Origin of the sequence: Lysinibacillus sp. UBA5990 (genome assembly GCF_002429815.1) — a bacterium.
GTDB lineage: Bacteria > Bacillota > Bacilli > Bacillales_A > Planococcaceae > Lysinibacillus > Lysinibacillus fusiformis.
In genome coordinates, this window is the sequence record NZ_DJAY01000008.1 from 13,483 (window position 1) to 39,379 (window position 25,897).

At 37.9% G+C, this 25,897-nt stretch carries 25 protein-coding genes and 3 tRNA genes; 4 read left to right on the forward strand and 24 right to left on the reverse strand.

The window, feature by feature from the left end:
• Window positions 1-15 precede the first annotated feature (15 nt).
• From ftsH to B3D94_RS05305, 4 genes are all read right to left on the reverse strand, one after another.
• The gene (gene ftsH, locus B3D94_RS05290) at window positions 16-2,046 is read right to left on the reverse strand and encodes an ATP-dependent zinc metalloprotease FtsH (RefSeq protein WP_069483047.1); all 2,031 of its coding nucleotides are present in this window, start codon (window positions 2,044-2,046) and stop codon (window positions 16-18) included.
• A 281-nt stretch (window positions 2,047-2,327) separates the two neighbouring features.
• Window positions 2,328-2,870, reverse strand: a complete 543-nt coding sequence (gene hpt, locus B3D94_RS05295; protein WP_069483048.1) for a hypoxanthine phosphoribosyltransferase — start codon at window positions 2,868-2,870, stop codon at window positions 2,328-2,330.
• A gap of 67 nt (window positions 2,871-2,937) precedes the next feature.
• Window positions 2,938-4,344, reverse strand: coding sequence for a tRNA lysidine(34) synthetase TilS (tilS, locus tag B3D94_RS05300; protein ID WP_069483049.1), 1,407 nt, complete (start codon window positions 4,342-4,344; stop codon window positions 2,938-2,940).
• A 38-nt stretch (window positions 4,345-4,382) separates the two neighbouring features.
• Window positions 4,383-6,767: a SpoIIE family protein phosphatase gene (locus tag B3D94_RS05305; protein ID WP_291755439.1), complete on the reverse strand. Its 2,385-nt coding sequence runs from the start codon at window positions 6,765-6,767 to the stop codon at window positions 4,383-4,385.
• A 446-nt stretch (window positions 6,768-7,213) separates the two neighbouring features.
• Between B3D94_RS05305 and B3D94_RS05310 the strand changes: the two genes are divergently transcribed.
• From B3D94_RS05310 to B3D94_RS05325, 4 genes are all read left to right on the forward strand, one after another.
• Window positions 7,214-7,288 (forward strand) — tRNA-Gly (locus B3D94_RS05310).
• 10 nt (window positions 7,289-7,298) lie between these two features.
• Window positions 7,299-7,375, forward strand: a tRNA-Met gene (locus B3D94_RS05315).
• A gap of 5 nt (window positions 7,376-7,380) precedes the next feature.
• Window positions 7,381-7,452: transfer RNA gene (locus B3D94_RS05320), tRNA-Glu, on the forward strand.
• Window positions 7,453-7,596: 144 nt separating this feature from the next.
• Window positions 7,597-7,848 carry a hypothetical protein gene (locus B3D94_RS05325; protein WP_069483051.1) on the forward strand — a complete coding sequence of 84 codons (252 nt, stop codon included), beginning with the start codon at window positions 7,597-7,599 and terminating at the stop codon, window positions 7,846-7,848.
• Window positions 7,849-7,938: 90 nt separating this feature from the next.
• Here B3D94_RS05325 and B3D94_RS05330 read toward each other — a convergent pair whose 3' ends face one another.
• The 20 genes from B3D94_RS05330 to veg all read right to left on the reverse strand — a co-directional run bounded on the left by B3D94_RS05330 (window position 7,939) and on the right by veg (window position 25,894).
• Window positions 7,939-8,367: a S1 domain-containing RNA-binding protein gene (locus tag B3D94_RS05330; protein ID WP_036215142.1), complete on the reverse strand. Its 429-nt coding sequence runs from the start codon at window positions 8,365-8,367 to the stop codon at window positions 7,939-7,941.
• A gap of 134 nt (window positions 8,368-8,501) precedes the next feature.
• Complete coding sequence (locus B3D94_RS05335; RefSeq protein WP_069483052.1) at window positions 8,502-8,906, reverse strand: FtsB family cell division protein; 405 nt, start codon at window positions 8,904-8,906, stop codon at window positions 8,502-8,504.
• A 17-nt stretch (window positions 8,907-8,923) separates the two neighbouring features.
• On the reverse strand, window positions 8,924-9,415 hold the full coding sequence (gene yabQ / locus B3D94_RS05340) for a spore cortex biosynthesis protein YabQ (RefSeq protein WP_069483053.1): 492 nt from the start codon (window positions 9,413-9,415) through the stop codon (window positions 8,924-8,926).
• Window positions 9,412-9,711 (reverse strand): sporulation protein YabP, encoded by a 300-nt coding sequence (gene yabP, locus B3D94_RS05345; protein ID WP_004229167.1) that lies wholly within the window; start codon window positions 9,709-9,711, stop codon window positions 9,412-9,414. The genes yabQ and yabP overlap by 4 nt, the downstream gene beginning before the upstream one ends.
• A 139-nt stretch (window positions 9,712-9,850) precedes the next feature.
• The gene (locus B3D94_RS05350; RefSeq protein WP_008180273.1) at window positions 9,851-10,141 is read right to left on the reverse strand and encodes an RNA-binding S4 domain-containing protein; all 291 of its coding nucleotides are present in this window, start codon (window positions 10,139-10,141) and stop codon (window positions 9,851-9,853) included.
• Window positions 10,138-11,607: a nucleoside triphosphate pyrophosphohydrolase gene (gene mazG / locus B3D94_RS05355; protein ID WP_291755495.1), complete on the reverse strand. Its 1,470-nt coding sequence runs from the start codon at window positions 11,605-11,607 to the stop codon at window positions 10,138-10,140. The genes B3D94_RS05350 and mazG overlap by 4 nt, the downstream gene beginning before the upstream one ends.
• Before the next feature lie 9 nt (window positions 11,608-11,616).
• Window positions 11,617-13,239 carry a putative polysaccharide biosynthesis protein gene (locus B3D94_RS05360; protein WP_069483055.1) on the reverse strand — a complete coding sequence of 541 codons (1,623 nt, stop codon included), beginning with the start codon at window positions 13,237-13,239 and terminating at the stop codon, window positions 11,617-11,619.
• A gap of 159 nt (window positions 13,240-13,398) precedes the next feature.
• Entirely contained in the window at window positions 13,399-13,935 is a 537-nt protein-coding gene (gene spoVT, locus B3D94_RS05365; RefSeq protein ID WP_012291886.1) for a stage V sporulation protein T, read from the reverse strand.
• Between the two features lie 247 nt (window positions 13,936-14,182).
• The gene (gene mfd / locus B3D94_RS05370) at window positions 14,183-17,692 is read right to left on the reverse strand and encodes a transcription-repair coupling factor (RefSeq protein ID WP_291755500.1); all 3,510 of its coding nucleotides are present in this window, start codon (window positions 17,690-17,692) and stop codon (window positions 14,183-14,185) included.
• A gap of 139 nt (window positions 17,693-17,831) precedes the next feature.
• Entirely contained in the window at window positions 17,832-18,059 is a 228-nt protein-coding gene (locus B3D94_RS05375) for an anti-sigma-F factor Fin (RefSeq protein ID WP_008180264.1), read from the reverse strand.
• Between the two features lie 199 nt (window positions 18,060-18,258).
• Window positions 18,259-18,819: an aminoacyl-tRNA hydrolase gene (gene pth, locus B3D94_RS05380; RefSeq protein WP_069483057.1), complete on the reverse strand. Its 561-nt coding sequence runs from the start codon at window positions 18,817-18,819 to the stop codon at window positions 18,259-18,261.
• 155 nt (window positions 18,820-18,974) lie between these two features.
• Window positions 18,975-19,571, reverse strand: coding sequence for a 50S ribosomal protein L25/general stress protein Ctc (locus B3D94_RS05385; RefSeq protein ID WP_069483058.1), 597 nt, complete (start codon window positions 19,569-19,571; stop codon window positions 18,975-18,977).
• Window positions 19,572-19,836: 265 nt separating this feature from the next.
• Complete coding sequence (locus B3D94_RS05390; protein WP_036122044.1) at window positions 19,837-20,796, reverse strand: ribose-phosphate diphosphokinase; 960 nt, start codon at window positions 20,794-20,796, stop codon at window positions 19,837-19,839.
• 24 nt (window positions 20,797-20,820) lie between these two features.
• A complete protein-coding gene (gene glmU, locus B3D94_RS05395) occupies window positions 20,821-22,191 on the reverse strand; it encodes a bifunctional UDP-N-acetylglucosamine diphosphorylase/glucosamine-1-phosphate N-acetyltransferase GlmU (RefSeq protein ID WP_069483059.1) in 1,371 nt (456 codons plus the stop codon).
• Window positions 22,192-22,463: 272 nt separating this feature from the next.
• A complete protein-coding gene (gene spoVG, locus B3D94_RS05400; protein ID WP_069483060.1) occupies window positions 22,464-22,766 on the reverse strand; it encodes a septation regulator SpoVG in 303 nt (100 codons plus the stop codon).
• Window positions 22,767-22,990: 224 nt separating this feature from the next.
• The gene (locus tag B3D94_RS05405) at window positions 22,991-23,365 is read right to left on the reverse strand and encodes a RidA family protein (RefSeq protein ID WP_008181603.1); all 375 of its coding nucleotides are present in this window, start codon (window positions 23,363-23,365) and stop codon (window positions 22,991-22,993) included.
• Window positions 23,362-24,195 (reverse strand): pur operon repressor, encoded by an 834-nt coding sequence (purR, locus tag B3D94_RS05410; RefSeq protein WP_069483061.1) that lies wholly within the window; start codon window positions 24,193-24,195, stop codon window positions 23,362-23,364. The genes B3D94_RS05405 and purR overlap by 4 nt, the downstream gene beginning before the upstream one ends.
• Window positions 24,196-24,251: 56 nt before the next feature.
• The gene (gene ispE / locus B3D94_RS05415; RefSeq protein ID WP_069483062.1) at window positions 24,252-25,118 is read right to left on the reverse strand and encodes a 4-(cytidine 5'-diphospho)-2-C-methyl-D-erythritol kinase; all 867 of its coding nucleotides are present in this window, start codon (window positions 25,116-25,118) and stop codon (window positions 24,252-24,254) included.
• Window positions 25,119-25,338: 220 nt separating this feature from the next.
• On the reverse strand, window positions 25,339-25,518 hold the full coding sequence (locus B3D94_RS05420; protein WP_025116349.1) for a small, acid-soluble spore protein, alpha/beta type: 180 nt from the start codon (window positions 25,516-25,518) through the stop codon (window positions 25,339-25,341).
• 115 nt (window positions 25,519-25,633) lie between these two features.
• Window positions 25,634-25,894, reverse strand: a complete 261-nt coding sequence (veg, locus tag B3D94_RS05425) for a biofilm formation stimulator Veg (RefSeq protein ID WP_004229199.1) — start codon at window positions 25,892-25,894, stop codon at window positions 25,634-25,636.
• Between the last annotated feature and the right edge of the window lie 3 nt (window positions 25,895-25,897).

Genomic DNA, 25,897 nt, shown 5'->3' on the forward strand with positions numbered 1-25,897 from the left:
AACAGTCTTTCCAAATTATTCACGTTTTTCATCGATACCCTTAGGTGTATCATTTGATTCCTTGCCTTCTTTTGCAAGGTCTAATGTTGTTGGGTTTGACTCTTTACTTAAAAGCTCTTTTTCAACAACTGGCTCACCAATCGTATCTAACGTTGGCTTCGTTTCCACTTTCGGAGTGTTATTCCCCTCAATTTTTTCGACAGCCTCTGGTGCTGGTAAAACACCATGATCACGTAAATGCTCGATTTCCTGTGCATTTAATGTTTCTTTCTCCATTAAAGTGCTAGCAATTAAATCAAGTAACTCACGTTTCTCTGTTAGGATACGTTTTGTACGCTCATATTGCGTATCAATAATTTTTTGCATTTCTTTATCAATTTCATAAGCTATTGAATCAGAGTAATTTTGGTCAGAATTAAAGTCGCGGCCAAGGAATACATTTCCACCCTGACTTGAACCGAATTGCATTGCACCAAGATTTTCACTCATTCCATATTCAGTAACCATAGCTCGAGCGATACTTGTAACCTTTTGGAAGTCGTTATGTGCCCCCGTAGAGACTTCACCAAGAACGATTTCTTCAGCTACGCGACCACCAAGCAGTCCTGCAATGCGGTCTAAAAGCTCTTGTCTTGTTGTAAAGAAACGTTCTTCCTTCGGTAACATAATAGCATATCCACCCGCTTGACCGCGTGGGACAATTGTTACTTTGTGAACTGTATCCGCTTCATCAAGCTCTAGACCAACAACTACGTGACCAGCCTCATGGAAGGATACAAGTTTTTTCTCTTTGGCTGAATATACTCGGCTCGCTTTAGCTGGACCAGCGATTACACGGTCAGATGCTTCATCGATATCTGCCATATTGATGGTACGTTTACTTTTACGAGCTGCTACAAGTGCGGCTTCGTTTAGTAAGTTTTCTAAATCTGCACCTGAGAAACCTGGCGTACGTTGTGCAACTGCTGCTAAATCAACTGTATCTGCTAAAGGCTTGTTACGTGCATGTACCTTAAGAATCGCCTCACGTCCTTTTACATCAGGATGTCCTACTGTAATTTGACGGTCAAAACGACCTGGACGTAATAACGCTTTATCTAAAATATCTGGTCTGTTTGTTGCAGCGATAATAATAATACCCTCGTTTGCCCCGAAACCATCCATTTCAACTAACAACTGGTTCAGTGTTTGTTCACGCTCGTCATGACCCCCGCCTAGACCAGCGCCACGTTGACGACCAACTGCATCAATCTCATCTATAAAGATAATGCATGGTGCGTTTTTCTTCGCATTTTCGAATAGATCTCGAACACGTGATGCACCGACACCGACAAACATTTCTACGAAGTCAGAACCTGAAATTGAGAAGAAAGGAACGCCTGCTTCGCCTGCCACCGCACGTGCAAGTAATGTTTTACCTGTACCTGGAGGACCTACAAGTAAGATACCTTTTGGAATACGTGCACCAATCTCTGTGAATTTACGATGGTCTTTTAAGAAGTCTACAACTTCTACAAGCTCCGCCTTCTCTTCATCAGCACCTGCTACATCTGTAAAACGAACCTTTTTCTTTTGGTCATCATAAAGCTTAGCTTTACTCTTACCAAAGCTCATCACTTTATTACCGCCACCTTGAGATTGGCTCATTAGGAAGAAGAACAAGAAAATGATGATAATGAAAGGAATGATCCCTGTAAAGAATTGAATCCATCCACTCGTTTCTGGCGCTGCTAAATATTTAATATTACTATTTTTTTCCTTAGCAGCCTCATCGATGCGATCCATTAATGATTGGTTATCGCGAGGGATATTCACTGTAAAGCTTTGACCCTTTTCATAACCTTTTAATGTACCTTCCACGACATAAACTGATTTATCAGGTTGAATTGTAGCACTTGTTATTTCTTTCTTATCTAGAGCTTGTTGGAACTCATGATAAGTTAACTCTTTCGTTGGTGAATTGCCACCGTTGAAAGTACCAAAAATACCGATAATCACTAGGAAAATCAGTAGATAGAATATGGTATATCGAAATATTCGATTCATCTCCAGCCTCCTCATTACAAACAGAAAAATTATAAGTAAAATCTTAACATATCATGATTTCATCATACAACGAAAAGCCCTACTTAAAAAATGTTTCGTTCATTTTTTGCTATTATCAAAACAGTTTTTAGGCCATCTTAATACATCCCAGCGTAATTGTACCTGTTCCATGGACTCGAAATAGCTGAACATTGTGTCAAGATTTCGAATTATGTTAACCATAATGAAAAACACATGACTGCGCTGGAGGCCATAATTTTTAAAGCTGGTGGTTTTGTATCTTAAAATGAATACACTTCAGGCTTCAAGATACCAATATAAGGTAGGTTACGATATTTTTCAGCGTAATCTAAACCATATCCAACCACAAAGCCGTCTGGAACTTCAAAACCAACATAATCTGCCGATAGGTTCACTTTTCGACCTGATGGTTTATCAAGTAATGTAACGATTTTAATGGATTTGGCTTTACGATATTTAAATAAATCTACTAAATAGCTTAACGTTAAACCACTATCGATGATGTCCTCGATAATCAATACGTCACGCCCTTCAACGCTCGTATTTAAATCCTTTAAAATCTTTACTTCCCCAGATGACACGGTAGCATTGCCATAACTAGAAACATCCATAAAATCTAGCTCAATGAAAGAATCGAAACGTTTCATGAGGTCTGTCATAAATGGCATTGCTCCTTTAAGTACACCAACAGCTAATGGGAATGCATCTTTATATTCCTCTGTTAATTGTGCACCTAGATTTGCAATTCTTTCTTGCAATTGTTCTTCTGTAATCATTACTTTTTCGATGTCATTTTGTAACATATCGATTCCTCCTCGTGATGTATCAACAAATCTTCAACCAATTACGGTGAAATATTTTACAAAGACCTTAGTCTACGATGAGCACTGTATCATCGTCTGGTTGCGGAGTGGTTGAAAAAAACATTCCCATACGCACACCAATTACCGCTACCACCTCATCAGACTGAGAAATCAGTAACGGCCAGCTATTCCGCTCATTTAAAGGAATCTTTTCATCTATAAAAAGGCGAGATAAGCGTTTTGGCTGATCCATTCCTTTTAACAGCATTCTGTCTCCATCCTTGCGTGCTCGAATAGAGAGCGGAAGGTGGAGTTTGCTAGCGTTAAAATAAAAAAGTTGTGCAGTATCCGTCATCAATTCGGACGATAAATCGTGCAACTTGACTACGCATAAGCGTTCACCATGCGTCAGTGTTGTCCATCCATTAGCAGCCGAAATAATTATTTTTTCAGAAGAAACGTGATCCTCTGTTGAACTATTCTTCTGAATTATTAATTTTCCGTAACGGCGAACTGCAAGGAAATTTTCGGGCAAGTGAATTTCAGCATACCCTGCTGTCGTATCACAAAGCTTTAAAATTGAAGTCAATAAAGCATAACTTTGTATCGTATTTGAATCTTTGTAAAGATAGTTTAATAGTATTAAAATGAGCCTCCTTTGTAAAGCAAGTGGTACCAATTGAAAAGCCTCAATTTCCATGCTATATGTATTTTCATTACTTCTTTTAATGGTTTTGGAAAATACATCTTCGGCTAATGACATTAAAAAGGTATTGTCTTCTTGCAATTGCGATGTAAAATGGGTCACTTGTTCGGTCACTCTCGGATTTTCTAACTTCAGTAAAGGCACGACATGATGTCTAAAGCGATTTCGTACATAAGTATCTTTCGAGTTACTGACATCCTCTCGATAATTTAAACCTTCTCTAAGTAAATATTCCCCTATTTCAGTCTTTGTAACCGTTAAAAACGGACGAATTAATGATTTTCCTTCAAAATGTCGCTGAGGGCGTATGCCTTGCATGCTATTCATCGTAGCATTTTTTGTCAGGGCCATTAATACTGACTCCAGTTGGTCATCCGCATGATGTGCAGTTACAAGCTTATTCGCATTCGTTTTGTACAAAACCTCTTTAAAATATCGATACCTTTCCCTACGGCATATTAGCTGGGTATTTCCATTCTCCTGTGCCAGTATTGTTGGTATGGAGATTGCTGTGGCATGTAAATAAACGTCATTTTCATCACAATACTTTTGTACAAATGCTCTATCTTCAGCAGAAGCTTCTCCCCTAAGCATATGGTCGACATGTACTGCTTCCACACGAATGTTCCAGTGCTCTTGTGTTTGAACAAAATAATGGAGTAAAGCCATAGAATCTACTCCTCCCGAAACGGCGATGAGAAGATGGTCGTCTTGCTGTAATAATTGCTCTTTTTCAATAAATGTCTTAACCTTTAATTCAAATGACAAACGCTTCTCCTCCCCTTTTCGATAATACAAAAAAATGATTAGCTCACAGAATATTGAGCTGGTCTAAATACAGCCCATGTCGGTACAACATGTGTCACCTCTAACATGAGTACAGTACAATCATCTTCTATTTCAAAATAATCTTGGAATGACTGCATAATCGTTGTTAACTTTTCTTGAATAGTATTATTTGTACTGGCTACCTGCTGTGCATAAGCTAAAAAGGTCTCCTCTTGCTCATCCCAATCGGCAACACTAGAAAACAGTCCATCTGAATGCATTAAAATGACATCCCCTGCTTTCAGCTTTCTTTTTTCAGCCTCAACCGCAGAAATCGATAAGAAACCTACAGGTGCTGCATTACTTTCTACCTTTATGATTTCCTTCCCACGCAAAATATAGGTCGACATTCCCCCAGCCTTCCATGACCATAAATCACCATGCTGTAAATCCACTAGTGCAAAATCAAGGGTTGCATACATATCATCCTGTTGTTTTAATGACATAACATAATGCAATGTATGCATTGCAGTTTCAGGATTCATATTGTAATTGAGACACTCTCGCATTAAATGTATTAATTTTCTACTTTCATGTTGCGCTTCTTTACTTTGCCCCATACCATCAGATAATAAAATAGCAAAAAGTCCCGGATGCAATTGGAAAAGTGCATGAGAATCCCCGGAATACAATGTCGCATCTTTAGACATGCTATATATATCATACTCTACTTCAAAGCTAATAGCTGATCTAAAGCATATTTGAATATGACGAAACGGAATTTCACAAGCCACTACTTTTTCAATTTCAAATGGCTCATTAAAAATTTCGTAAAGAATCGGCAAAATCATCCGTTCAGCTAATGTTGTATCTTTCTCCCAGTCGACACGCGCTGGCGCTAAAGCACACACTATCTTTCTAGCCCCTGGTTTATTGTTAAGTACATCTAGCTGAAAGCATTCGATATGAGCATCCTTTAAGCGTTCAATGATATCCTTTTCAACACTTACAAAAGAAATCGTATCCTCCTTCATCTCAGCAATTAATTGGTTTAAATGATTACTCATATCGCGGAGCTGTAGTGCAATCATTTTTTTACCATGAAAGTACTGCCCGTTAATACGTTCTCTGTATAATTCCGTATCCAACTCTTCAAAAATCTTTGTCGATTTCACACATTTATACCGAATTTGTTCTTCTACACGATGAATGGCTGATTCCTTGCCTACCCCCTTCATATGAAACCAATCTGTCATCAGCTTGTCCATCCCATTATTTTGGGCTCCCCAGCAATGATCATAACGGAAACAGCTTAAACATGTATTCATCGGGGATACTTCCTTCGCTTCTTCAACTGGCGCGGTCATAAAACGATCAAATACCAGCTCCTTCATAAATTGCACGAAATGCTGAAAATGTTCTAATTTGTATGTGACATGTTCAGTTAACCAATTTTGTCTTGCGAGTAAAATTTCTTCCCGTTGTGGGAAGAGCTTGTCCCTCACCTTATCTGAATATTTTCTAGGGATGGTTAGGAAAAGAATGCTTCCAATGACAATGGAAGTAAAATACACGCTATCTAATGGCAATGTTGCATCATAAAATAAAAAAAACACACTAGGTAAGATACTCCCGATTGCAACCCCAAATCTACCACCTTTAGCCCCCATACCTGCACACAGTCCTGTTAAAGTGGCAACAGATAGCATACCGGTAAAGGAAAGCTTAGCAACACCAATGAGCGTTCCTAAAACCGCTCCAATTACCGTTGCTAACGGTACACTTCCAACTAATGCCCCAAAACAAATAAAAAGCTGCAATAAAAATATAGGGAGCGAAAAATAGCTAAACACAACTGCTTGCATCCCTGTAAGCATAGCAGCAAACACTACTAACCCTGACCCAAGCTTCTCGTAAGTCCAATGACTCGTAAACCATTCATACGAGTTGACGAAAAGCACTTGCATAAATAGGGTCATAATTAGAGCTAGTGCCGCTTCACAGCCTACATAAAATTGTACAAGCACTGGTGGTAAGCCCTGATACATCGCCCCTTGCCACATAATTTGCACCAATAATACAGCTAAAGAGACGGCAATACTTTGAGGAAATCGCCAGTAACGGAAACGCATAATACATTCATACATGATGATTTGTAATGCTAAAATAATAACTTGTCCAAAGCCCAGGAAAAAACAGCCTGCCAAACTTCCAAATAAAACGAATTTTGCATATTCCCTATACTTTGTTCGAATAATTGCCCAAAAAGGAACTGAGAACGGTACTGCTGCTTCAAATACAACGGATTGAGCCAAAAAAAAGGATGTTAAAAAAAATAGGGAGCCTATGAAGATTTGCTTCTTTTTCATCCCTAACTTTCGGTCGTCTACATTTGCTGTATTATACCATTCAATACTTGTCATTTAATTATCCCCTTTCCCGCACTTTTGGCTATTATAAAGAATTATGCATGGAAAGATTGTCTGACGTTGGCATTAAAAAATATAAACATTTCGACGAATACGTATACATAAATACGTGAATTGGCAATTATTTCTATACAATTGTCTGTCAATATGGTCCTATATGAAGTAATCTGTCCCTGACAATATAATCGGTATCGTCTAACTTTTAACATGAGATCTTCTTGAATAGGCATGCTATCTACTATCCCCTCTCTTTTCAATCATTACAGCGATACAATTCTACTTAAGAACAAAAAATCCGCTAAAATATCTTTATATAGCTGACTCTGTCTCATCTTGTTTAATGAATTTTATTGTAAAATATATTTTTTGATATTTTTTATTAATCTTCTTGACACTAGCGCCAATGGCTTGTATTATTTAACTTGTTGCTTAAACGACATGCGGAAGTAGTTCAGTGGTAGAACACCACCTTGCCAAGGTGGGGGTCGCGAGTTCGAACCTCGTCTTCCGCTCCATTAAAAAATTGGCGGCCTAGCTCAGCTGGCTAGAGCGTACGGTTCATACCCGTAAGGTCGGGGGTTCGATCCCCTCGGCCGCCACCATAGTAGGCCCCTTGGTCAAGTGGTTAAGACACCGCCCTTTCACGGCGGTAACACGGGTTCGAATCCCGTAGGGGTCATCTCAAATAGGCGTCTCAGAATGATATTCTGAGACGCCTATTTTTTACGCTACAATTATGATATGTACGAGGTTTAACTATGTGGCTACATATAAAATATGGCATACTACATATTAGATTGTATTTTTAGGAGGTTTTTTTTCCTTGAGCGCATTAACTAAAGCTGCTTTAATTTGTGGAAGTGGCTCAATGATTATTCTTATTTCAATACTTATTAATTTACCGTTTGTTGTTCAAATAATGTTGCTACTTGGCGGACTTGCTGTGAGCGTATATGGAGTCCTTTTACTTGTTAAAATGGTTATTCATCCAGCAGAAAAAGCACCCATTGCTCCTGCTGATGAAAAAGTAGTCACACCTATCAAAAAGAAAAGAGGACCTTCCTCAACTTTATAGGTCAGTCCACAAAAAAGGGATTAGCTTTTTATTAAAGCTAATCCCAGCTCTATATCATACACTTTTTCTACGATTAAAACAGTCAGCAAACTACCCTCTTCTAGCTCCGCGACCTCCGCGTTTTGACTCTGTAGCACGTTTAAGTGTTGCTAGACGTTCATCACTATCTTTTAAGAAGCGTGCCATTTTTTGCTCAAAATTTTCTTTTGGCTGGTGGCGGTCGTTACGATCGTTAGAGCGATTATCGCGACGTGGACGTGCTGGACGCTCTGGTCTCTCAGCTTGAGGCTTTGCTTTACGGATTGAAAGACCAATCTTTCCGTCCGCTTCAACATTCATCACTTTTACTTCAACTTCATCTCCAACTTTTAGATGCTCATTGATATCTTTTACATAATTGTCAGCTACTTCACTAATGTGAACTAAGCCTGTTTTGCCATCTGGCAGCTCAACGAATGCTCCAAAATTTGTGATTCCTGTTACTTTACCTTGTACCTTGCTGCCTACTTCAATTGACATAAAAAAAATGCTCCTCCTTAAAAATTAAGCGACTCTTTTGAGCCATGTAATCAATTTAATTAAACTTTTTACTGCAATAAGCTTCTCTTTTCATTATATATAACTAAAAAAGTGTGTCAACAATACATAGCTTTTCAGTCGTCTTTTTTATCTTCCTTATCTGGAATTATAAAAATAATCTCACCTTTTTCAGACAAGTAATACTCTTTTCTTAATAGTTTTGCGATATACTCATCATCCTGTAATTGTTTGATTTTTAGATTTAAAGTATCCTGTTCCTCTTTCAATTCAGAGAGATGCTGTTTCGCTTCTTCCTTTGATTTCTCTTTGATCGCTAATGTTTCATTTTGGTTGGATAGCACATTTAAGAGAAGGGCGATAATAATGACTGGTACAATCGCAAAAAAGACGATACGACGCAATTTACGTTTCCGTGCCTGCTGCTTGCGATTTATAGCTTTATCCGTGTTACGGACATAGTCATTATCAAGCTTTGTAAAGTTCTGTTGTTCATCATTTGATGAATGACGTCTTGTCATGTCCGCACCTCCGAAAATTATTGTTGCTTTTTATTATACTTCAAATATCGTAATTTTTTTAAAAAAGTGTAGGACAAATACGAATAAATTTTGACAAAAGGTCTTATAACAATCATCACTATATTTAATAAAAATTGCAAAATATGTCGAATAACAGAGACGATGAAGCGTACGATGAACCAGAAGGGTCTCCATGTAATATTCACCAAAACTCTAGCTATGAAACGTAAAATAGTTTGAAAAAATGATTGATACAAAAAAATTCCGGCTATTTGCGCTAGCGGGTCGTATGCCCGCCATGCGCCGTCTTTTAGCCAAAATAATAAATAATATGTCAGCCCTCCAAGTAGAATCCATGTCAGTAATTCAAAAATCATCATCCACTTTCGAAGGCTTGACCTTTTTGGAGTTGAGAAAACAATAAGCCTTACGCTATCAATAATGAAACCAACTGCTATACCGCTCAAAACCATGACAATTAATTGAAAGAATTGTTCACTAACAATCATCCAAATAATTTATGAAGGAAACCCTTCGAGAAGCCACTTTCCTCCTCGTCGTACTGTAAAGTTTTCACAGTTCCTTCAAGTGTCAATAATCCTTTGTCAACATCTAAATGAACGATATGCAGTTCCTCTCCACGGATTAACAAATGCCCTTGGGACGTCTTAATGAAAAACTCTTCCTGATCAAAGCGTTCAATTGATTTTACAGAAGTCATGTCCATTCTTTTACGATTACGAATCGTTAAAATATGCTCTCCAGATGGAATTGTGTAACGATTACTTTCTTGATGTAGCGTCATTTTTTTCCTCCTTTAGTCGTCCTAGCTTCTGTTCACTTTATGCGGACAACCGTCAAAGCATGACAACTTTATTTAAGTTGTATATTACTTTCATCCATAAATGGAAGCAGGAACATCATTAGGAGGCTAAAAAAGAAATTTATTCTTCATCATCTATAAATTCAGGCTCAATTTTTTCAAGTCTTTCTTCTTTCAAAATGGTAAACATTTTGGCTGCATCTTCTTTTTTCACTGTTTCACGTATTTCTTCTACACGTGCTGTTACTATTTTTTGACCAAATCGGATGGCCAGTTCATCCCCTGCTTTTACTGAGCTGCTAGCTTTCGCTACCTTCTCATTGATAGTGATACGACCCTGATCTGCCACCTCTTTAGCTAAAGTACGACGTTTTATTAAACGTGAAACTTTTAAAAATTTATCTAATCTCATAGTTCTTTCTCCCTTTCCAGTTGCTTCGCTTCATTCCAGAACTTATCTAATTGATCTAAAGTAAAGTCGGTAAATGATTTTCCGCTTGCCTTTACTTGAACTTCCACATAGCCAAATCGTCTAGCAAATTTTTCATTGGCATGCAGGATTGCCTCTTCTGGAGATAATTTATAGAAACGCGCTAAGTTCACTAATGTAAATAATACGTCTCCCAATTCATCAAGTCTGGATATACTAGAGCCATTCGTCACCTCATGGCGAAATTCCTGCCACTCCTCCTCAAACTTATCCCATGCTCCGTCTACATCTGGCCAGTCAAAACCTACTTTGGCAGCTCTATTTTGATAGTTAAAGGCTGTCTGTAGCGCAGAGGATGCTCTATATTCCCCGTCTAATAATGGTTTATCAGTAATACCCTTTTCTTCAGCCTTTATAGCCTCCCAATTGGCTACAACACCATCAGCATCTTCCACTTCGACATCTCCAAAGACATGTGGATGACGACGAATCATCTTCTCACTAATAGAAGCTAAAACATCTTCAAGCGTAAAGTATCCTTGATCTTCTCCTATTTGTGCATGTAAGAAAACCTGTAAAAGCACATCTCCAAGTTCCTCAATCATTGCAAAATCATCTTCAGCATCTACAGCAGCTAAATATTCATGAGCTTCTTCGAGTAAATATTTTTTCAAGGACTCGTGAGTTTGCTTTTGATCCCATGGACAGCCATTAGGGCCTCTTAACGTTGCAATTATTGTACGGAATGTTGTCCAATCTCTTAAAGCCTTTTCCTGTGAACTTACAGGTGGCACATAGACTGTTGTTAAATTATTAACCTCCACACTTTGATCGAGTTCATAGAGTGGCACAGTAACAATTTTTTCTTGTAAAGATCCCGCAGCCGTAACTACGGTCACTGGGTACTCGTCCTCATATTTCTCCATCAATGTTAGCTTCACTTCTGAAGCACTAAATGTATCATACACTTGAGCGATTAAGATATGCTGACGCATATTGATGTCATGCATGGAAAAGCTAGTGCCATCCAGCAATTGAAAACCTTCAATCGGATCAATTTTCAATGCACCAAATATGGGATCCAAGAAGCTTTGTCCACCTTCTATGACAAGATTGAAAGTTCCCTCATCCGCTGCTTTTATAAGTAATTGCACTGTTTGTTCTGCAACTAATGGATGACCTGGTACCGCGTACATAATATCCTCTATAGCTGTAGCTGCTATAAGTGATTCTGCAATTTCTGCATATACTGGCTGAAATGCGTCGTGTTTTTCATATACTTTGTCAAAGCTTTCGAACGTTATACCTTCTGCCGCTAATTCCTCTAATACCGGATGATCGACTGTACGAACAAATAATTTTTTAGCAGCTTTCAATTTTTTATAAACGCCCATTTGCAGCTGATTAAAATCCCCTGCACCTAGACCAATAATAGTTAAAGTATTCACTATTTCCACCTACTTCTTTGAATTTAGCCATAGTTGGTAAACGGCCATTCTACGCCCAAACGGTAATAAATACCACTCTTTTTCTACTAACACTCGTTTCTTCGCAATCATTGTAAGCATAACAAACGCCCCCAAGCCGACAGCTGTAAAACCTGCGATCACCGCTACTGAACGTGATGACACTAAATGGCCTAAAAAAGCCGACACCATCTGTAACCATACCAATACGACCACTGCCATACTGATTGATGCGAGCCCCACTTTTTTATAAAATTCGATGGGTGCTAATTGAATACCAGTCATTGTTTTTAAATAAACAATAAGCAAGAATGCTGTTAATAGTAATCCTATATCATTTGCAATAGCTGCTCCTAATACACCAAGCCAGCCTATCAAACGAACATTTAATATTATTTTTAGCACAAACCCTATCATTAAGAATAGGGCTGGTTTCTTTAATTTTCCATAGCCTTGTAAAATGGCTGTAAATGTAAGAATAATCGACAAAGGCACGATTTGGAATACATACACAATTAATACTTCGGATAATACATTGGTTTTAAAAAGCATTTCATTTAAATAGGGCATAACAAGCATTAATCCTAGCGAAGCAGCCCAACCAAACAAAATAGAAGCTTTGTACGTTAATTGGATAAATGGAATGGCACTTCGCCCTTCTTGTTTTTTCGATAAATGAGCAACAAGTGGAACAATTGCAAGGGATAACGAGGATGCGATAACAACTCCTAGTTGTACTAGCGGCTGTCCACGATCATAAATCCCCTTGGTTTCTTTAGCAACTGTAGAGTCCATACCATGATCGATTAATAACGAATAGATCGTAAAGGAATCAACTAATTGATAGCCAAGTAACAAAAGACCACTCATACTTACACTTAAGCTAAGCCACGTAACTTCTTTAATAATAGGCAAGCTTTTAGCCTTGTGTAGACGTAAATGCACACGGAATAGCCCAAAGCGTTTAGAAAAAATATAGGCAAGTAATAAAAATGCAGTAATTTCCCCTATCACTGTACCAATAACGGCCATTTTCCCCGCAGCATATAGTGATTTTGTGGTAGTCATAATGACAAAGGTTCCTGTTAAAATAACGGTTACCCTAATCGCCTGTTCAACGACCTGAGCATAAGCAATAGGCTCCATAATCCCTCTAGATTGAAAACTGCCTTTCAAAATAGCAAGCGCTGGCATTACCAATACTACAAGGGAGCCTGTTCGTATCAATGGTGCCAGTTGATTATCACCCATCAGCTGGGCTATTTTTTCAGCACCTCCAAATAAGACTGCAAAAAACAACAACGAGAGCACCGTCAAATAACGGAAAACGACACGCATTATAATGCTTCTTTTTTCATTACGTTCTATTGTATCAACTATGCAATCATTATCTGCAAGCATTTTTGAAATGGCTACAGCAAAGCCACTAGATGTCCAAACAACGAAAATTGAAATGACTGGATATACCTGTTGATAAATATAAAAGCCTTCATCACCAACTAGATTTTGAAAAGGTACACGGTAAATTGCACTAAGTACTTTTACTATAAGTGCAGCAATTGTCAATAAGGCTGCTCCCTTCATGTAGCTTTTCATACCAAAACGTTGAGACATAAATTGCCCTCTTTCCTTCTTAACAATGCCAATAGTATAGCATATCTAAAAAGTTTGACGCGCCAAGCAACAATACAGTTCCTACTTTGACCCATATTTATGTACGCAAAAAAAGTTATTACTCGGCCTAAAAGGTCACCGCAATAACTTTTACATGCATCAGCTATTCATTTGTTTCGCTAAGAAGTTTGCAGCCGTTTCCACTACTTTCACTTCTACCTCACCAACAAAATGCACTTTAGACAATACTATAATGCAACCAATTGGGTCACCATTCACCATAATAGGTGTTGCACAATATGATTTTACTTGCTCATATTGTCCAGGAACAATTTCAATGGATGTCTCCATTTTTTCAATCTTTGTAGAGCGCTCTTCCATGAAGCCTTCTGCAAAGGACGTAATACGACGATTGATATATTCTTTTTTACCAATCCCTGCTACGGCAATCACTTCATCACGGTCAGTAACAAATGCTGGTGTTCCTAATGTTTCATATAATGTTTCAACATATTCTCTTGCAAATTCTCCTAAATCGTTAATCGGAGAATATTTTTTTAATATGACTTCACCTTCACGGTCCGTATAAATTTCAAGAGGGTCGCCTTCACGAATACGTAGCGTCCTACGAATTTCTTTTGGAATAACTACACGCCCTAAATCATCAATACGACGAACAATTCCTGTTGCCTTCATTCTAATGCCTCGCTTTCGCTACAATAAAATTTTTTATTCAACTATAGTATGGTTTTTATTTAAGAAATCTATGCAAAAACTGAAGAAAAAGGATTTCACAACCATCAATTTTTTTCAAAAAACTTGCATTACACCAATCAACTCGTTATTAGAGTACCCAAGGAATAAGTTTCTATAATTAATTTATTAAAATTTAAAGAAAAAAGGCCGTCTTATCTTTTCTTCAAAAGATAGGACGGCCTCTTTACTATAGCTTCTTTGCTTGATCAATAATTTGCATCAGCTCTTCCAAAATGTCGAAGGGTTGATGTTTTCCACACTTCCGCTCATCAATCGTTAATTTTAATTGCATGCCATCCATACCAAAACCAACAGCACGTTCAAATTTCATGGACTCTTCAATAATTTTACTACCATCAACGTTTGCTGTCCCCTGCTCAGACAGCATGATTGTTATAAGTTTCTGCTTCTCCTTTACAGAGACTACTCCTGCACCTAATCCCCATACTTTCATTCGCGCTACACGAAGTAGACGCTCTGTTTCAATTGGAAGATCACCAAATCGATCTTCTAATTCCTCCATGATTTCACCATACTCTTCCGCCAGATCCATCGCTTTAATGCGTTTATACATTTGAATTTTTTGGTATCCATCAGGGATATAGGCATCAGGAATATACGCATCGACACTTAATAAAATTTCAATCTCAGGTTTTTCTTCTTTTTTCACACCTGTTTGACGCTCTTCAATTGCCTCTTGGAGCATTTGTGAATATAAATCAAAACCAACTGAATCAATAAAGCCGTGCTGTTGCGCTCCAAGTAAATTCCCCGCGCCTCGAATAGATAAATCTCTCATAGCAATTTTAAAGCCTGACCCCAGCTCCGTAAATTCTTTAATAGCCTGTAATCTTTGCTCGGCAACATCTGTCAAAACTTTATCACGCTGGTACATGAAATAGGCATAGGCTACCCTGTTAGAACGCCCAACGCGGCCACGCAATTGATAGAGCTGAGCTAAGCCCATTCGATCAGCATCGTGAACAATTAAAGTATTGACATTGGGAATATCAACACCAGTCTCAATAATAGTCGTTGTCACAAGTACATCATAGTCTCCTTCTAAAAAGGATAATATGACTGATTCTAATTCCGACTCTGACATTTTCCCATGTGCATGACCTATTCGCGCCTCCGGAACGAGCACTTGAATTTCCTCAACTTTTCTAGCCATATCTTCTACTCGGTTATATAAGTAAAACACTTGTCCGCCACGTGCCATCTCTCTTTCGATAGCCTCTCGTACTAGGGCTCCACTATGTTCCATCACATATGTTTGAACAGGGAATCGATTGGCAGGTGGTGTTTCAATAACAGACAAATCTCGGACACCTACCATTGACATATGGAGTGTTCTCGGAATTGGTGTGGCTGTTAACGTTAACACATCGACATTTGTTTTTAACTGCTTAATTTTTTCTTTATGCGTTACTCCAAAACGTTGTTCTTCATCAACAATTAATAAACCAAGGTCCTGGAATAATAAATCCTTTGATAAGATTCTGTGTGTCCCGATAACTATATCGACTTGCCCTTCTTTTAACCCTTTTAATGTAGCTGTTTGCTCTTTCTTTGACCTAAAGCGTGATAGCAATCCTACATTAATAGCAAAGTCCTGGAAACGTTCACGAATTGTTTCATAATGTTGCTGAGCTAAAATAGTTGTAGGGACAAGAAAGGCAACCTGTTTGCCATCTTGAATAGCTTTAAATGCAGCACGAATAGCCACTTCTGTTTTACCATAACCTACGTCACCACAAACTAGGCGATCCATAGGACGTTCACGTTCCATATCCCTTTTTACTTCAATAATAGAACGTAGCTGATCCTCAGTTTCTTCATAGGCGAACATTGCCTCAAAGTTACGCTGATCATCATTATCAGGTGTAAAAGCATGCCCTTTTTCAGCTTCTCGTTTCGCATAAAGCTTAATTAGATCATCTGCAATATCCTGTACAGCTGATGATACCTTAGCTTTAGCTTTTTTCCACTCTGCGCCACCTAATTTATGTAGCTTCGGCTCTCGGTCTTCTGATGCCACATACTTTTGGATTAAGTCTATTTGCTCGACAGGTACATATAATTTATCGTCTGCACGATAACGAATATGCAAGTAATCCTTATGTGTTCCATTTACCTCTAACGTTTCTACACCAATATATTTCCCTATTCCGTGGTGAACGTGAACAACATAATCACCAGGTTTAATTTCCGTATAACTTTTAATACGTTCAGCATTCGTCATTTTTTGCGTACGTGCTTTTTTCTTTGCCTGCTGCTTAAATAGTTCATCCTCTGTTACAATGGCCATACGTTGGAGCGGTAATTCGAAACCACTTGACAATGCTCCATCGACAATATAAATTCCAGGCTCTGTAGGCTCACCTATTGCTGCATGGATATCATACTCTTCTAGCATTTGCTGAACACGTTTCACACGCTCTTTATCTCTGGCTACGATGAGTACTGTAAATTTGCCCAGTAACCAGCGTTCAATCTCACTTTGTAGCAATGCCATTTGTCCGTGAAATTGTTGCATGGGCTTGCAAGAAAAGTTAGTCGTCTTATTAAACGTTATTCCCGAAAATGTACGTGAAAATAATGAAAAGGAAAGCTTTTGTTGTGACAACATTGCCACTATTTCCTTTAATGTGAAGGCTGGTTTAACATCATGAACCATTTTCCCTTCTTCAATTAAAGATAAAAACCATTCCTCTTCTTCACGTTCCCAGGCGTCCATAACTTCCTGGATACGTCCAAGCTCATCAAACAGAACAATTCCATCTCGTGCAAAATAGTCACCTAAAAAAGCCGTTTTTTCGTATAGTAATGACCCATATTTATTGACATAGTCAGGAAGATTTCCTTGTTGTAGCAATTCAATATCATACTGAATATGCTGATAAAGGAGTTCTTTTGTTTCCTGCTTTTTAACTTTCTTTAGGCTTGTGGCTAAGGCTTTTTCTAAACGGCCTGCCAAGTTCTGTCTTTCTGATTTTGTAAGAATAACCTCAGAAGCAGGAAGTATACGAATTTTTTGTAATTTATCAATAGAACGTTGGTCATCTGCCGAAAATGTTCTTATAGAATCTACTTCAGTATCAAATAATTCAATCCGAATAGGTGATTCTAAATACGGTGGATAAATATCAAGTATGCCTCCACGTAAGGCGAATTCGCCAGGAGTAGTCACCATGGAATTCCGGACATAGCCCATTTCAACTAATGTTTGTAGCCATGCATCCACTTCAATTTCATCGCCCACAGTTGTTTGTAAAAAGTAGTGTAGCCAATGTTCCTTCGGCTGCATGATCTTCCTTAAACCTGCAACAGGGATCACGTAAACAGCTTTCTCGCCTCTAGCTAAGCAATCAAGCGTTGCGATTCGCTCCGCTCGTAATTCTGGAGAAGCCACAGAAAGATCTGCAGCAATAAATTCGTCCGCTGGGTAATAGTGAACATTTTCTTCACCTAAAAGTCCAGCAAGCTCATCCACCATTCTTTGTGCCTGCAGTAGATTAGGAGACACAATGTATATCGGCTTCTTTACATATTCAAATAACGCATCAACCATTACGGGACGTGCGCTTCCAGTTAAACCTGTAATAAGCTGTGATGCAGTTTGACCGCTCTGAATCTCCTGTAAAAATGATGTAATATGTTTATCTCGCGACACAAGCTGTCGTAAAACTTCCACAGTCAAAAGCTCCTTTCAGCATAAAAATTCTATTTGTCATTACTAGTATTCTAGTGCTAGTTTATATATTTTTATTAGCCATTTTACGAAATGGAAAAAGCCTTGAACACACATGAAGTGTGTCAAAGCATCCTTCCAATTATTGAATCCATTTATTGAGTGCATGATAATCTGGATATTGTCTCAGCGAATCCTCACATTGCTCACAAATACAGTGCACAGTCGTATGTCCATGTTGATCTTTCTCAACATAATCATCGGCTTCTCCCAATTCGAAAATATGTAGTTTTCGAATTGTATCATCTGCATCAAATGGTAGTGTCCCTATTTCTACTTCACAATGCCGACATCGATAGCGAACTGACATCTCCAAATCATCCTCCTTTAAGCAACTTTCTACTTAAAGTATAGACATTTATAAATCAGATTATGCACTATCTTCGTGTCTTCAGCATTATATGAACTTAAAAATTGGCGAATTAATTTTTTCTAAAAGGCAAGACTTATCCATATATGCATGAGCTTAACTTAGACTTTTGTATCCAATTTTAACTAAATTCTCGACTTTACTTGTTAAAATGATTCATCACATCAAGAAACGGCTTTGAAAGAGATACTTCTACAGCGTTTACAGACTTTTCAATGGCTTCTTTCATATAAACCTGATCTTCCTTTGAAAACTTTGCTAATACATAGTCTGCAACCTTCATGCCAGCTGGTGGACGACTAATGCCTACTCGGATTCGATTAAATTCCTGCGTACCTAAATGTTGAATTAAGGATTTAATGCCATTATGGCCACCTGCACTTCCTTTTTGGCGCAAGCGTAATTTTCCAGTTTCCAAATCTAAGTCATCGTATATAACAATTAGATCTTCCACATCAATATCAAAATAATCCATTAAGGGACCTACACATTCCCCTGATAAATTCATATATGTTAAAGGCTTAACAAGTAGAACCTTTCCCTCAGGTCGATGAACAGTTGTGTACATTCCATTAAATTTAGAATTTGTTAAAGGTGTTCCCCATTTTTCTGCTAACGCATCAATCACATCAAAACCAATATTATGTCTAGTGTGCTCATACGGTTTACCTGGGTTTCCTAAGCCAACGATAATTTTCATAAGTACCTCTCTTCTTTCAAATCTAATAGTCATTATTTTACCATATCACATGCCTAGAAAGCATTTTGAACAATTGCTAAATCCCATTTTAACCTTACAAAAAAAGCTAGTAAGAAAGTTTTTAGCTTTCTTACTAGCCTGATAAATAATTTATTTTACACTTGCTCTTCTTCTACACTAGCAGTAACTTCTTCTTGCTCAGCAGAAACAGGGGCAACAATGGTTACTAATAGGTAATCATTTTCACTAATAATTTCTATAGGCGTTTGATTTCGAATCTCCGCCACTGTCAGAGATTCCCCTACTTTCAGTGATGAGATATCGACTTCAATGGAATCAGGTAGTTCAGCTGGTTTAACCTTCACTTTTAATTCTAAGTTAGGCTGCATTAAAATACCGCCTTCACTCACTCCAACTGACTGACCAATTAATTTAATTGGCACATCAGCCTCTAATTCCTCCGCCATATTAATCGCTAAAAAGTCTACATGATTAACTTCATCTTTTAATGAACATTGCTGTACTTCTGATACAACTACATTCACTTTTTTCCCCTCTAAATCTAATGAAAACACACTGTTTTGCCCATTTTTTTGAATGGATTTCTTAAATTCTTTTGCAGAAATAGAAATTGGGGTTGAATCTAACTTATAGCCGTAAATAACTGCAGGAATGGCTCCCCCTTTTCTAAGTTGGGTTAATGTCGAACGATGCCCAGTTTCGCGCTTTGTAACACTTAATACTGTACTCATACCTCTTTATTCCCCTTCCAAGAAAATTATTTACGCCTTATCAACAAATCAGCCACTCAGCATTTTTGTGACTATGTTGTTTAAGGCTATAATAATATTTACCTCTATTTTTTAAAGTAGTGTAAATATTATGAAGACACATTTACTATTATACCCCTTTATTAGGAGATTCACACATAATACACTCTTTCCCTTGATTAAATTAAAGAAAAAAGGGCAAATCCATCTAAAAGATAGATTTGCCCTTTATATAATATCTTTATGATTAATCGAAGAGAGTACTTACAGATTTGTTTTCGTACACGCGAGAAATTGCATCAGCCATTAATTTAGCTACAGAAAGCTCTGTAATTTTTGGAGATTTTTTATCTTCCGCAAGCTGAATTGTATTTGTCACGACTAATTCTTTAATTGAAGAGTTTTCAATACGCTCAATTGCTGGACCAGATAGTACAGGGTGAGAACAGCAAGCATATACTTCTTTTGCACCCGCTGCACGTAATGCATCTGCACCGATCGTAATTGTACCTGCAGTGTCAATAATATCATCAATCAAGATTGCCACTTTACCATCAACATTACCCACAATGTTCATAACTTCCGCAACATTTGGTTTTGGACGTCGCTTGTCAATAATTGCAATTGGTGCTTTTAAACGTTCCGCCATTTTACGAGCACGTGTTACCCCACCATGGTCTGGTGAAACAACCACGATTTGATCTTCAGGAATACCTTTAGATTTAAAGTAATCTGATAATAATGGTACTGCCATTAAGTGGTCGATTAAGATATCGAAGAAACCTTGAATTTGAGGTGCATGTAAATCTAATACGATCACTCGTGTTGCACCAGCTGTTTCAAGTAGGTTTGCCACTAATTTAGCTGTAATTGGTTCGCGCGCTTTTGCTTTACGATCTTGGCGTGCATAACCATAATAAGGCATTACGACGTTTACTGTACGAGCAGATGCACGTTTAACTGCATCTACCATAATTAAAAGCTCCATTAAATGTTCATTTACTGGTGCAGAAGTTGACTGCACGATAAACACATCACAACCACGAATACTTTCTTCAATGCTAATTTGAACTTCTCCATCGCTGAAGTGCTTAACAGAAGATTTCCCTAATTCTACACCCATTTCTTGCGCAATTTCTTGAGCTAATGGGTTATTTGAGTTTAGAGAAAATATTTTTAATTGTGAGTTTGCATAATGATACGGCATGATGGCCTCCTGTTTAGTTGATAATTATTTTAAATTTAATTTGCTTACATAATTAGGTTTGTTTTCTTGTCTTGCACGAGCTATTGCAAGTGCATCTTCAGGTACTTCTTTTGTAATTGTAGAACCTGCTGCAATAAATGAACCTTTTCCAACTTTTACTGGCGCTACTAAGTTAGTATTACATCCTACAAATACATCATCTTCAATAATTGTTTTGTACTTATTTTTCCCATCATAGTTAACTGTAATGGAACCGCAGCCAATATTGACGTTACTGCCAATCTCAGCGTCACCAATATAACTTAAGTGCGATACTTTTGTGTCATTACCTAGCTTGCTTTTCTTCACTTCTACAAAGTTACCAATTTTCACATGGCTACCGATGTCTGAAAGTGGTCGAATATGAGCAAATGGTCCAACGGCTGCATCTTCCGCAATAGCGCTTTCACGCACAACAGAAGAATGCACCGTTGTACGATCTCCAATTCGGCTATCTGCAATTTGAGTATTTGGGCCAATATTGCAATCTTCTCCGATTACAGTGGCTCCTTCTATCATACAACCAGGTTGAATGACAGTATCACTTCCAATAACAGCTTCCGCGCTAATATATGTCGTTTCAGGGTGAATAATTGTCACACCATTACGCATATGCTTTTCATTAATTCTCGCACGCATTAATGTCTCTGCCTGTGATAAAGCAACACGGTCATTGACACCAAGCGTTTCTTCAAAATCATCTGTCACATATGCTTCTACAATATCACCTTGCTTTTGTAGAATTTCAATAACATCCGGTAAATAGTATTCACCTTGAGCGTTGTCATTTTTCACTAATTTCAAAGTTTCAAATAACAACTTGTTATCAAAGCAGTATGTGCCCGTGTTTATTTCTTTTACTAATTGCTGTGCTGCTGAAGCATCCTTTTGTTCAACAATTTGCTCTACTTGCCCGTTCTCGCTACGTAAAATACGGCCATAGCCAGTTGGATTTTCCGCAATTGCAGTTAAAATTGTTGCTTTAGCATTCTTTGCCTGATGATGCTCAAATAGAGCCTGCATAGTTTCGGGACGAATTAGCGGTGTGTCACCACAAACAACTAAAGTTGTTCCTTCTTCATTCCCTAGAATTCCCTCAGCTTGTTGAACAGCATGTGCTGTCCCTAACTGTTCGGCTTGAAGAACATACTCACTTTTATCTCCAAGCTGTTGTTGCACTTTTTCTGCACCATGTCCAACAACCGTTACAATGCGATTCACATCTAACGTTTGAATATGATCCACCACATGTTGTACCATCGGTTTCCCACAAACTGGATGGAGCACTTTATATAATTTGGACTTCATACGTGTACCTTGACCTGCAGCCAAAATGACAGCAAAAATATTGCTCATCTGTAAGTCCTCCAATACGCTCATTTTCTCTTATGACTATATAGCATAATTCATCTATTTTCAAGGCATGTAGAGTTGACAAAAAGATGAATTCCAAAATCCACTGCACCTTCTGCTCGAATGTCATGAAGTATATCCTAAAACTGTTGGTTTTCTCTTTTTATCAAAATAAAAAGAACTCTTCAAAATTTGAAGAGTTCTTAAAATTTTTTACCAATAAAATCAACTATAAATTGTAACTACTTCTTAAATAGTTAGTTATTACCTTTTAACTAAACACCAATGCCCTCTAATTCTACTTCTTCACCCGTTTCCTCTAATTCACTAGAGTTATGATAGGCGCTTAAAATAATCTCTTGAATTTTATTACGAGTGTCAGAATTAATTGGATGAGCGATATCCCTAAATTCACCATCTGGTGTTCGTTTACTTGGCATTGCTACGAACAATCCAGTATTTCCATCAATTACACGAATATCGTGAACAACAAACTCATTGTCAAGTGTAATGGAAGCAATCGCACGCATGCGACCATCCGTCTGTACCCGACGTAATCTCACATCAGTAACTTCCATTTTCTCACCACCTCTCTCTTGGATGCCTAAATAAAATTATCATATTCTTAATTACCGAATATTTTCCTTTTTATAGTCTATCAAATTTTCTAAAAAATTTGAATACTTTAGAGGATAATATTTTTTCTTATTTACGGAAATTTTGACAATTGTTTGTCACCGATAAAAAAAAGCCCCCTAAACAGAACAAACGCTCTTCATAGTGGGCTTCATTCATTTATTCTTTATTTAACAATAGCAATAACTTCAATTTCTACTTTTACGTCTTTTGGAAGTCGAGCTACCTCTACAGCAGAACGTGCAGGCTTATGCTCCCCAAAATGGCTTGCATAGACTTCATTCATTGCAACAAAGTCGTTCATATCCTTCATAAACACTGTAGTCTTTACAACATTTTCTAAAGATGATCCCGCTGCTTCTAATACTGCTTTTACATTGGCGAATACCTGATTTGTTTGTACAGTAATATCGCCTTCCACTAATTCACCTGTAGCTGTTAATGGAATTTGTCCAGAACTATAAAATATACCGTTCACAATAATCCCTTGCGAATATGGCCCAATTGCTGCTGGTGCATTTGATGTTGCTACTACTTTCATTTGTCATATCCCCTTTTAGAAAAATAGTTACCTTCACTTAATGCAATTGTTCGATCTTTTTCATTCACTTCATGAAGCTTTACAAGTGAATAGTAATCGTCTACTAACGTTTCGTCCGCATGTTCAGCCTCAACAAGCACTGCAATCCCCGCTAATTGACAATCAAATTCTTCTAATAAATTTTTCATGCCATTCATAGTACCGCCGACTTTCATAAAATCATCGGTAATCAAGACCCGCTGACCACTCTTCATGCTTCTTTTTGATAATACCATTGTCTGAATTCTTCTGGAAGAACCAGACACATAATTAATACTTACAGTAGAACCTTCTGTTACCTTACTATCTCTTCGCACAACAACTACTGGCACATTTAAATGTCTAGCAATGGCATGTGCTATAGATATACCCTTCGTTGCTACTGTCATGATGACATCGATCTGTTGATCTGCAAAAGCAGAAGCAAAAACCTTCCCTACTCGGTTAATTAAATCTGGGTTCCCTAGTAAATCTGTCATAAACAAGTAACCACCAGGCAATAAGCGATCTGAATGCTCAAGCTCTGCCTTTAAATCCTGAATAACTGAACGCACCTCTGGCTCGGACATTTTGGGAATATATTTCACTCCTCCTGCAGCACCCGGCACTGTCATCAATAACCCGATTCCTTTTTCTTCGAAAGTTTCTTTTACAATCGTTAAATCCTCACTAATGGATGACTTCGCAGATTGATATAGTTCTGAAAAATAAGTTAGCGGGATCAGCTGATGTGGATGCTCTAGTAAATAGTACGTCATATCAACTAGTCGTTCACTACGTTTCCATTTCATGCGACCCTCTCCTAAACACGAATATTTATAGGTAAAATTAACACAAATTTGCGTTTCTAAGCAAGCGTATTTCGCTCACCTAGTATTCTTACTGCATAAACTTCCTCACAAAACCCACGTAAACCATTATAAATACGACTGACACGAGCTTCACTATCCACTAGCCCAAAAACAGTCGGACCGCTTCCACTCATTAATGTAGCATCTGCACCAAAGCGTTTCATTTGTTCCTTTAACATCACGACCTCTGGATGTAGCTTAAATGTTACAGTTTCTAAAACATTTCCTAAAGAAGAACATAATAGTTCATAATCCTTCGTTTCAATAGCCTGTATCATTTGCTTCGTATTGGGATGCTCCAGCCCTTCTACCTTAAGACCTCCATATACTTCAGCAGTGGATACGCCGATTTTAGGTTTTGCTAATACTACCCAGCAGTTAGGCGGGGCAGGAATTTCCTTTATTTTTTCTCCTCGTCCTGTGGCTAGTGCCGTGCCACCATAGACACAAAATGATACATCTGAACCGATTTTAGCACCTAGTTCAGCCAATTCATCTATAGATAACCCTAAATTCCAAAGCTCATTTAGACCCTTAAGTGTAGCAGCTGCATCACTACTACCACCAGCAAGGCCGGCAGCAATAGGGATTTCTTTTTCAATAGTAATGGATACACCTTGTTTAATGCCATATGTATCTTTAATGAGACGCGCTGCCTGATAAGCAAAATTACGATGATCGTTGGGTACAAAATTATCCGTTGAAATTATTTGGATCACACCATCTTCTCGAGATTCAAGACTGATACGATCAGCTAAATCGACGGTTGTCATAACCATCTCTACTTCGTGAAAATTATCAGGTCTTTTATAAAGTACATCTAATGTTAAATTAATTTTTGCAGGCGCCTTTACATAAAGCATCTTTCTTCCTCCCTTATAGCAACACATATAAACAATTCCTTTTTCGCACAAGATTATTCATTTTATTTTACCATATTGAGATTACGAAAATGGAAAAAAAGAACCGTATACCCTGTTTGGAGTAACGGTTCTCTCTCGTCAGCTGTATTTGTTGTGTCAGTAAGGATTTTCATCCTTGCTGAATGAAACTTAATAAGTCGTCTATTTTATTTGAAATAGTCTACTTACGCTCTTGCTCATTACTTGCTCTTTCAGCCATTTCAATGGCACGTTTGACCATATTACCAGCATCTCGAGCTTTTATGCCGCCCCAGCCTTCCTTTTGCACAACATCATAAAATCCAAGTTCTTTTGCGATCTCTTCTTTTAATCGAGGTGACATGATACCCTTTCTAGGCATATAAACTCCTCCTTTAACAACTGACCACATTAGTATGCCCCGTGAAAACGCAAAACACTCATGTAGTTTTTAACATACATGAGTGTTTCAAAAATATAGAAATAAGTACTAGAAACTATTTTGCGACAGCAGCCTTTGCTTCGTCTAAAAATGTAATCTCTACTGCTTCAGTTAAAATATCTGTGTAACTATACGATACGCGCTTACACGTATTGTCTTCTTGGTCAAGTTCAACTACAAAGATGGCGCGATATGTCTCACGTAATATCCCTGCACACTCAACCGTTTTCTTGCGACCACCGTTTGCTTTTAATTGCAAACGTTTACCCAAATGACAATCCAACGACTTTTTAATGTCCGCTAAAGTTTTTGGCATTTT

Coding starts and splice junctions, on each gene's coding strand:
- B3D94_RS05420 (WP_025116349.1), bottom strand. CDS start 25,518: ATGCCTAGAAAGGGTATCATGTCACCTCGATTAAAAGAAGAGATCGCA.
- veg (WP_004229199.1), bottom strand. CDS start 25,894: ATGCCAAAAACTTTAGCGGACATTAAAAAGTCGTTGGATTGTCATTTG.
- B3D94_RS05350 (WP_008180273.1), bottom strand. CDS start 10,141: ATGAGATTAGATAAATTTTTAAAAGTTTCACGTTTAATAAAACGTCGT.
- yabP (WP_004229167.1), bottom strand. CDS start 9,711: ATGACGCTACATCAAGAAAGTAATCGTTACACAATTCCATCTGGAGAG.
- ispE (WP_069483062.1), bottom strand. CDS start 25,118: ATGCTTTATGTAAAGGCGCCTGCAAAAATTAATTTAACATTAGATGTA.
- B3D94_RS05385 (WP_069483058.1), bottom strand. CDS start 19,571: ATGAGTACAGTATTAAGTGTTACAAAGCGCGAAACTGGGCATCGTTCG.
- B3D94_RS05405 (WP_008181603.1), bottom strand. CDS start 23,365: ATGAAAGTAGTAGCAACATCAAATGCACCAGCAGCAATTGGGCCATAT.
- B3D94_RS05390 (WP_036122044.1), bottom strand. CDS start 20,796: ATGCCGTATCATTATGCAAACTCACAATTAAAAATATTTTCTCTAAAC.
- hpt (WP_069483048.1), bottom strand. CDS start 2,870: ATGTTACAAAATGACATCGAAAAAGTAATGATTACAGAAGAACAATTG.
- B3D94_RS05360 (WP_069483055.1), bottom strand. CDS start 13,239: ATGTCTCAACGTTTTGGTATGAAAAGCTACATGAAGGGAGCAGCCTTA.
- pth (WP_069483057.1), bottom strand. CDS start 18,819: ATGAAAATTATCGTTGGCTTAGGAAACCCAGGTAAACCGTATGAGCAC.
- B3D94_RS05330 (WP_036215142.1), bottom strand. CDS start 8,367: ATGTCAATTGAAGTAGGCAGCAAGGTACAAGGTAAAGTAACAGGAATC.
- spoVG (WP_069483060.1), bottom strand. CDS start 22,766: ATGGAAGTTACTGATGTGAGATTACGTCGGGTACAGACGGATGGTCGC.
- ftsH (WP_069483047.1), bottom strand. CDS start 2,046: ATGAATCGAATATTTCGATATACCATATTCTATCTACTGATTTTCCTA.
- yabQ (WP_069483053.1), bottom strand. CDS start 9,415: ATGATTGTTAGTGAACAATTCTTTCAATTAATTGTCATGGTTTTGAGC.
- spoVT (WP_012291886.1), bottom strand. CDS start 13,935: ATGAAGGCAACAGGAATTGTTCGTCGTATTGATGATTTAGGGCGTGTA.
- glmU (WP_069483059.1), bottom strand. CDS start 22,191: ATGAGCAATATTTTTGCTGTCATTTTGGCTGCAGGTCAAGGTACACGT.
- B3D94_RS05375 (WP_008180264.1), bottom strand. CDS start 18,059: ATGTCAGTTCGCTATCGATGTCGGCATTGTGAAGTAGAAATAGGGACA.
- B3D94_RS05305 (WP_291755439.1), bottom strand. CDS start 6,767: ATGACAAGTATTGAATGGTATAATACAGCAAATGTAGACGACCGAAAG.
- purR (WP_069483061.1), bottom strand. CDS start 24,195: ATGAAATGGAAACGTAGTGAACGACTAGTTGATATGACGTACTATTTA.
- B3D94_RS05335 (WP_069483052.1), bottom strand. CDS start 8,906: ATGACAAGACGTCATTCATCAAATGATGAACAACAGAACTTTACAAAG.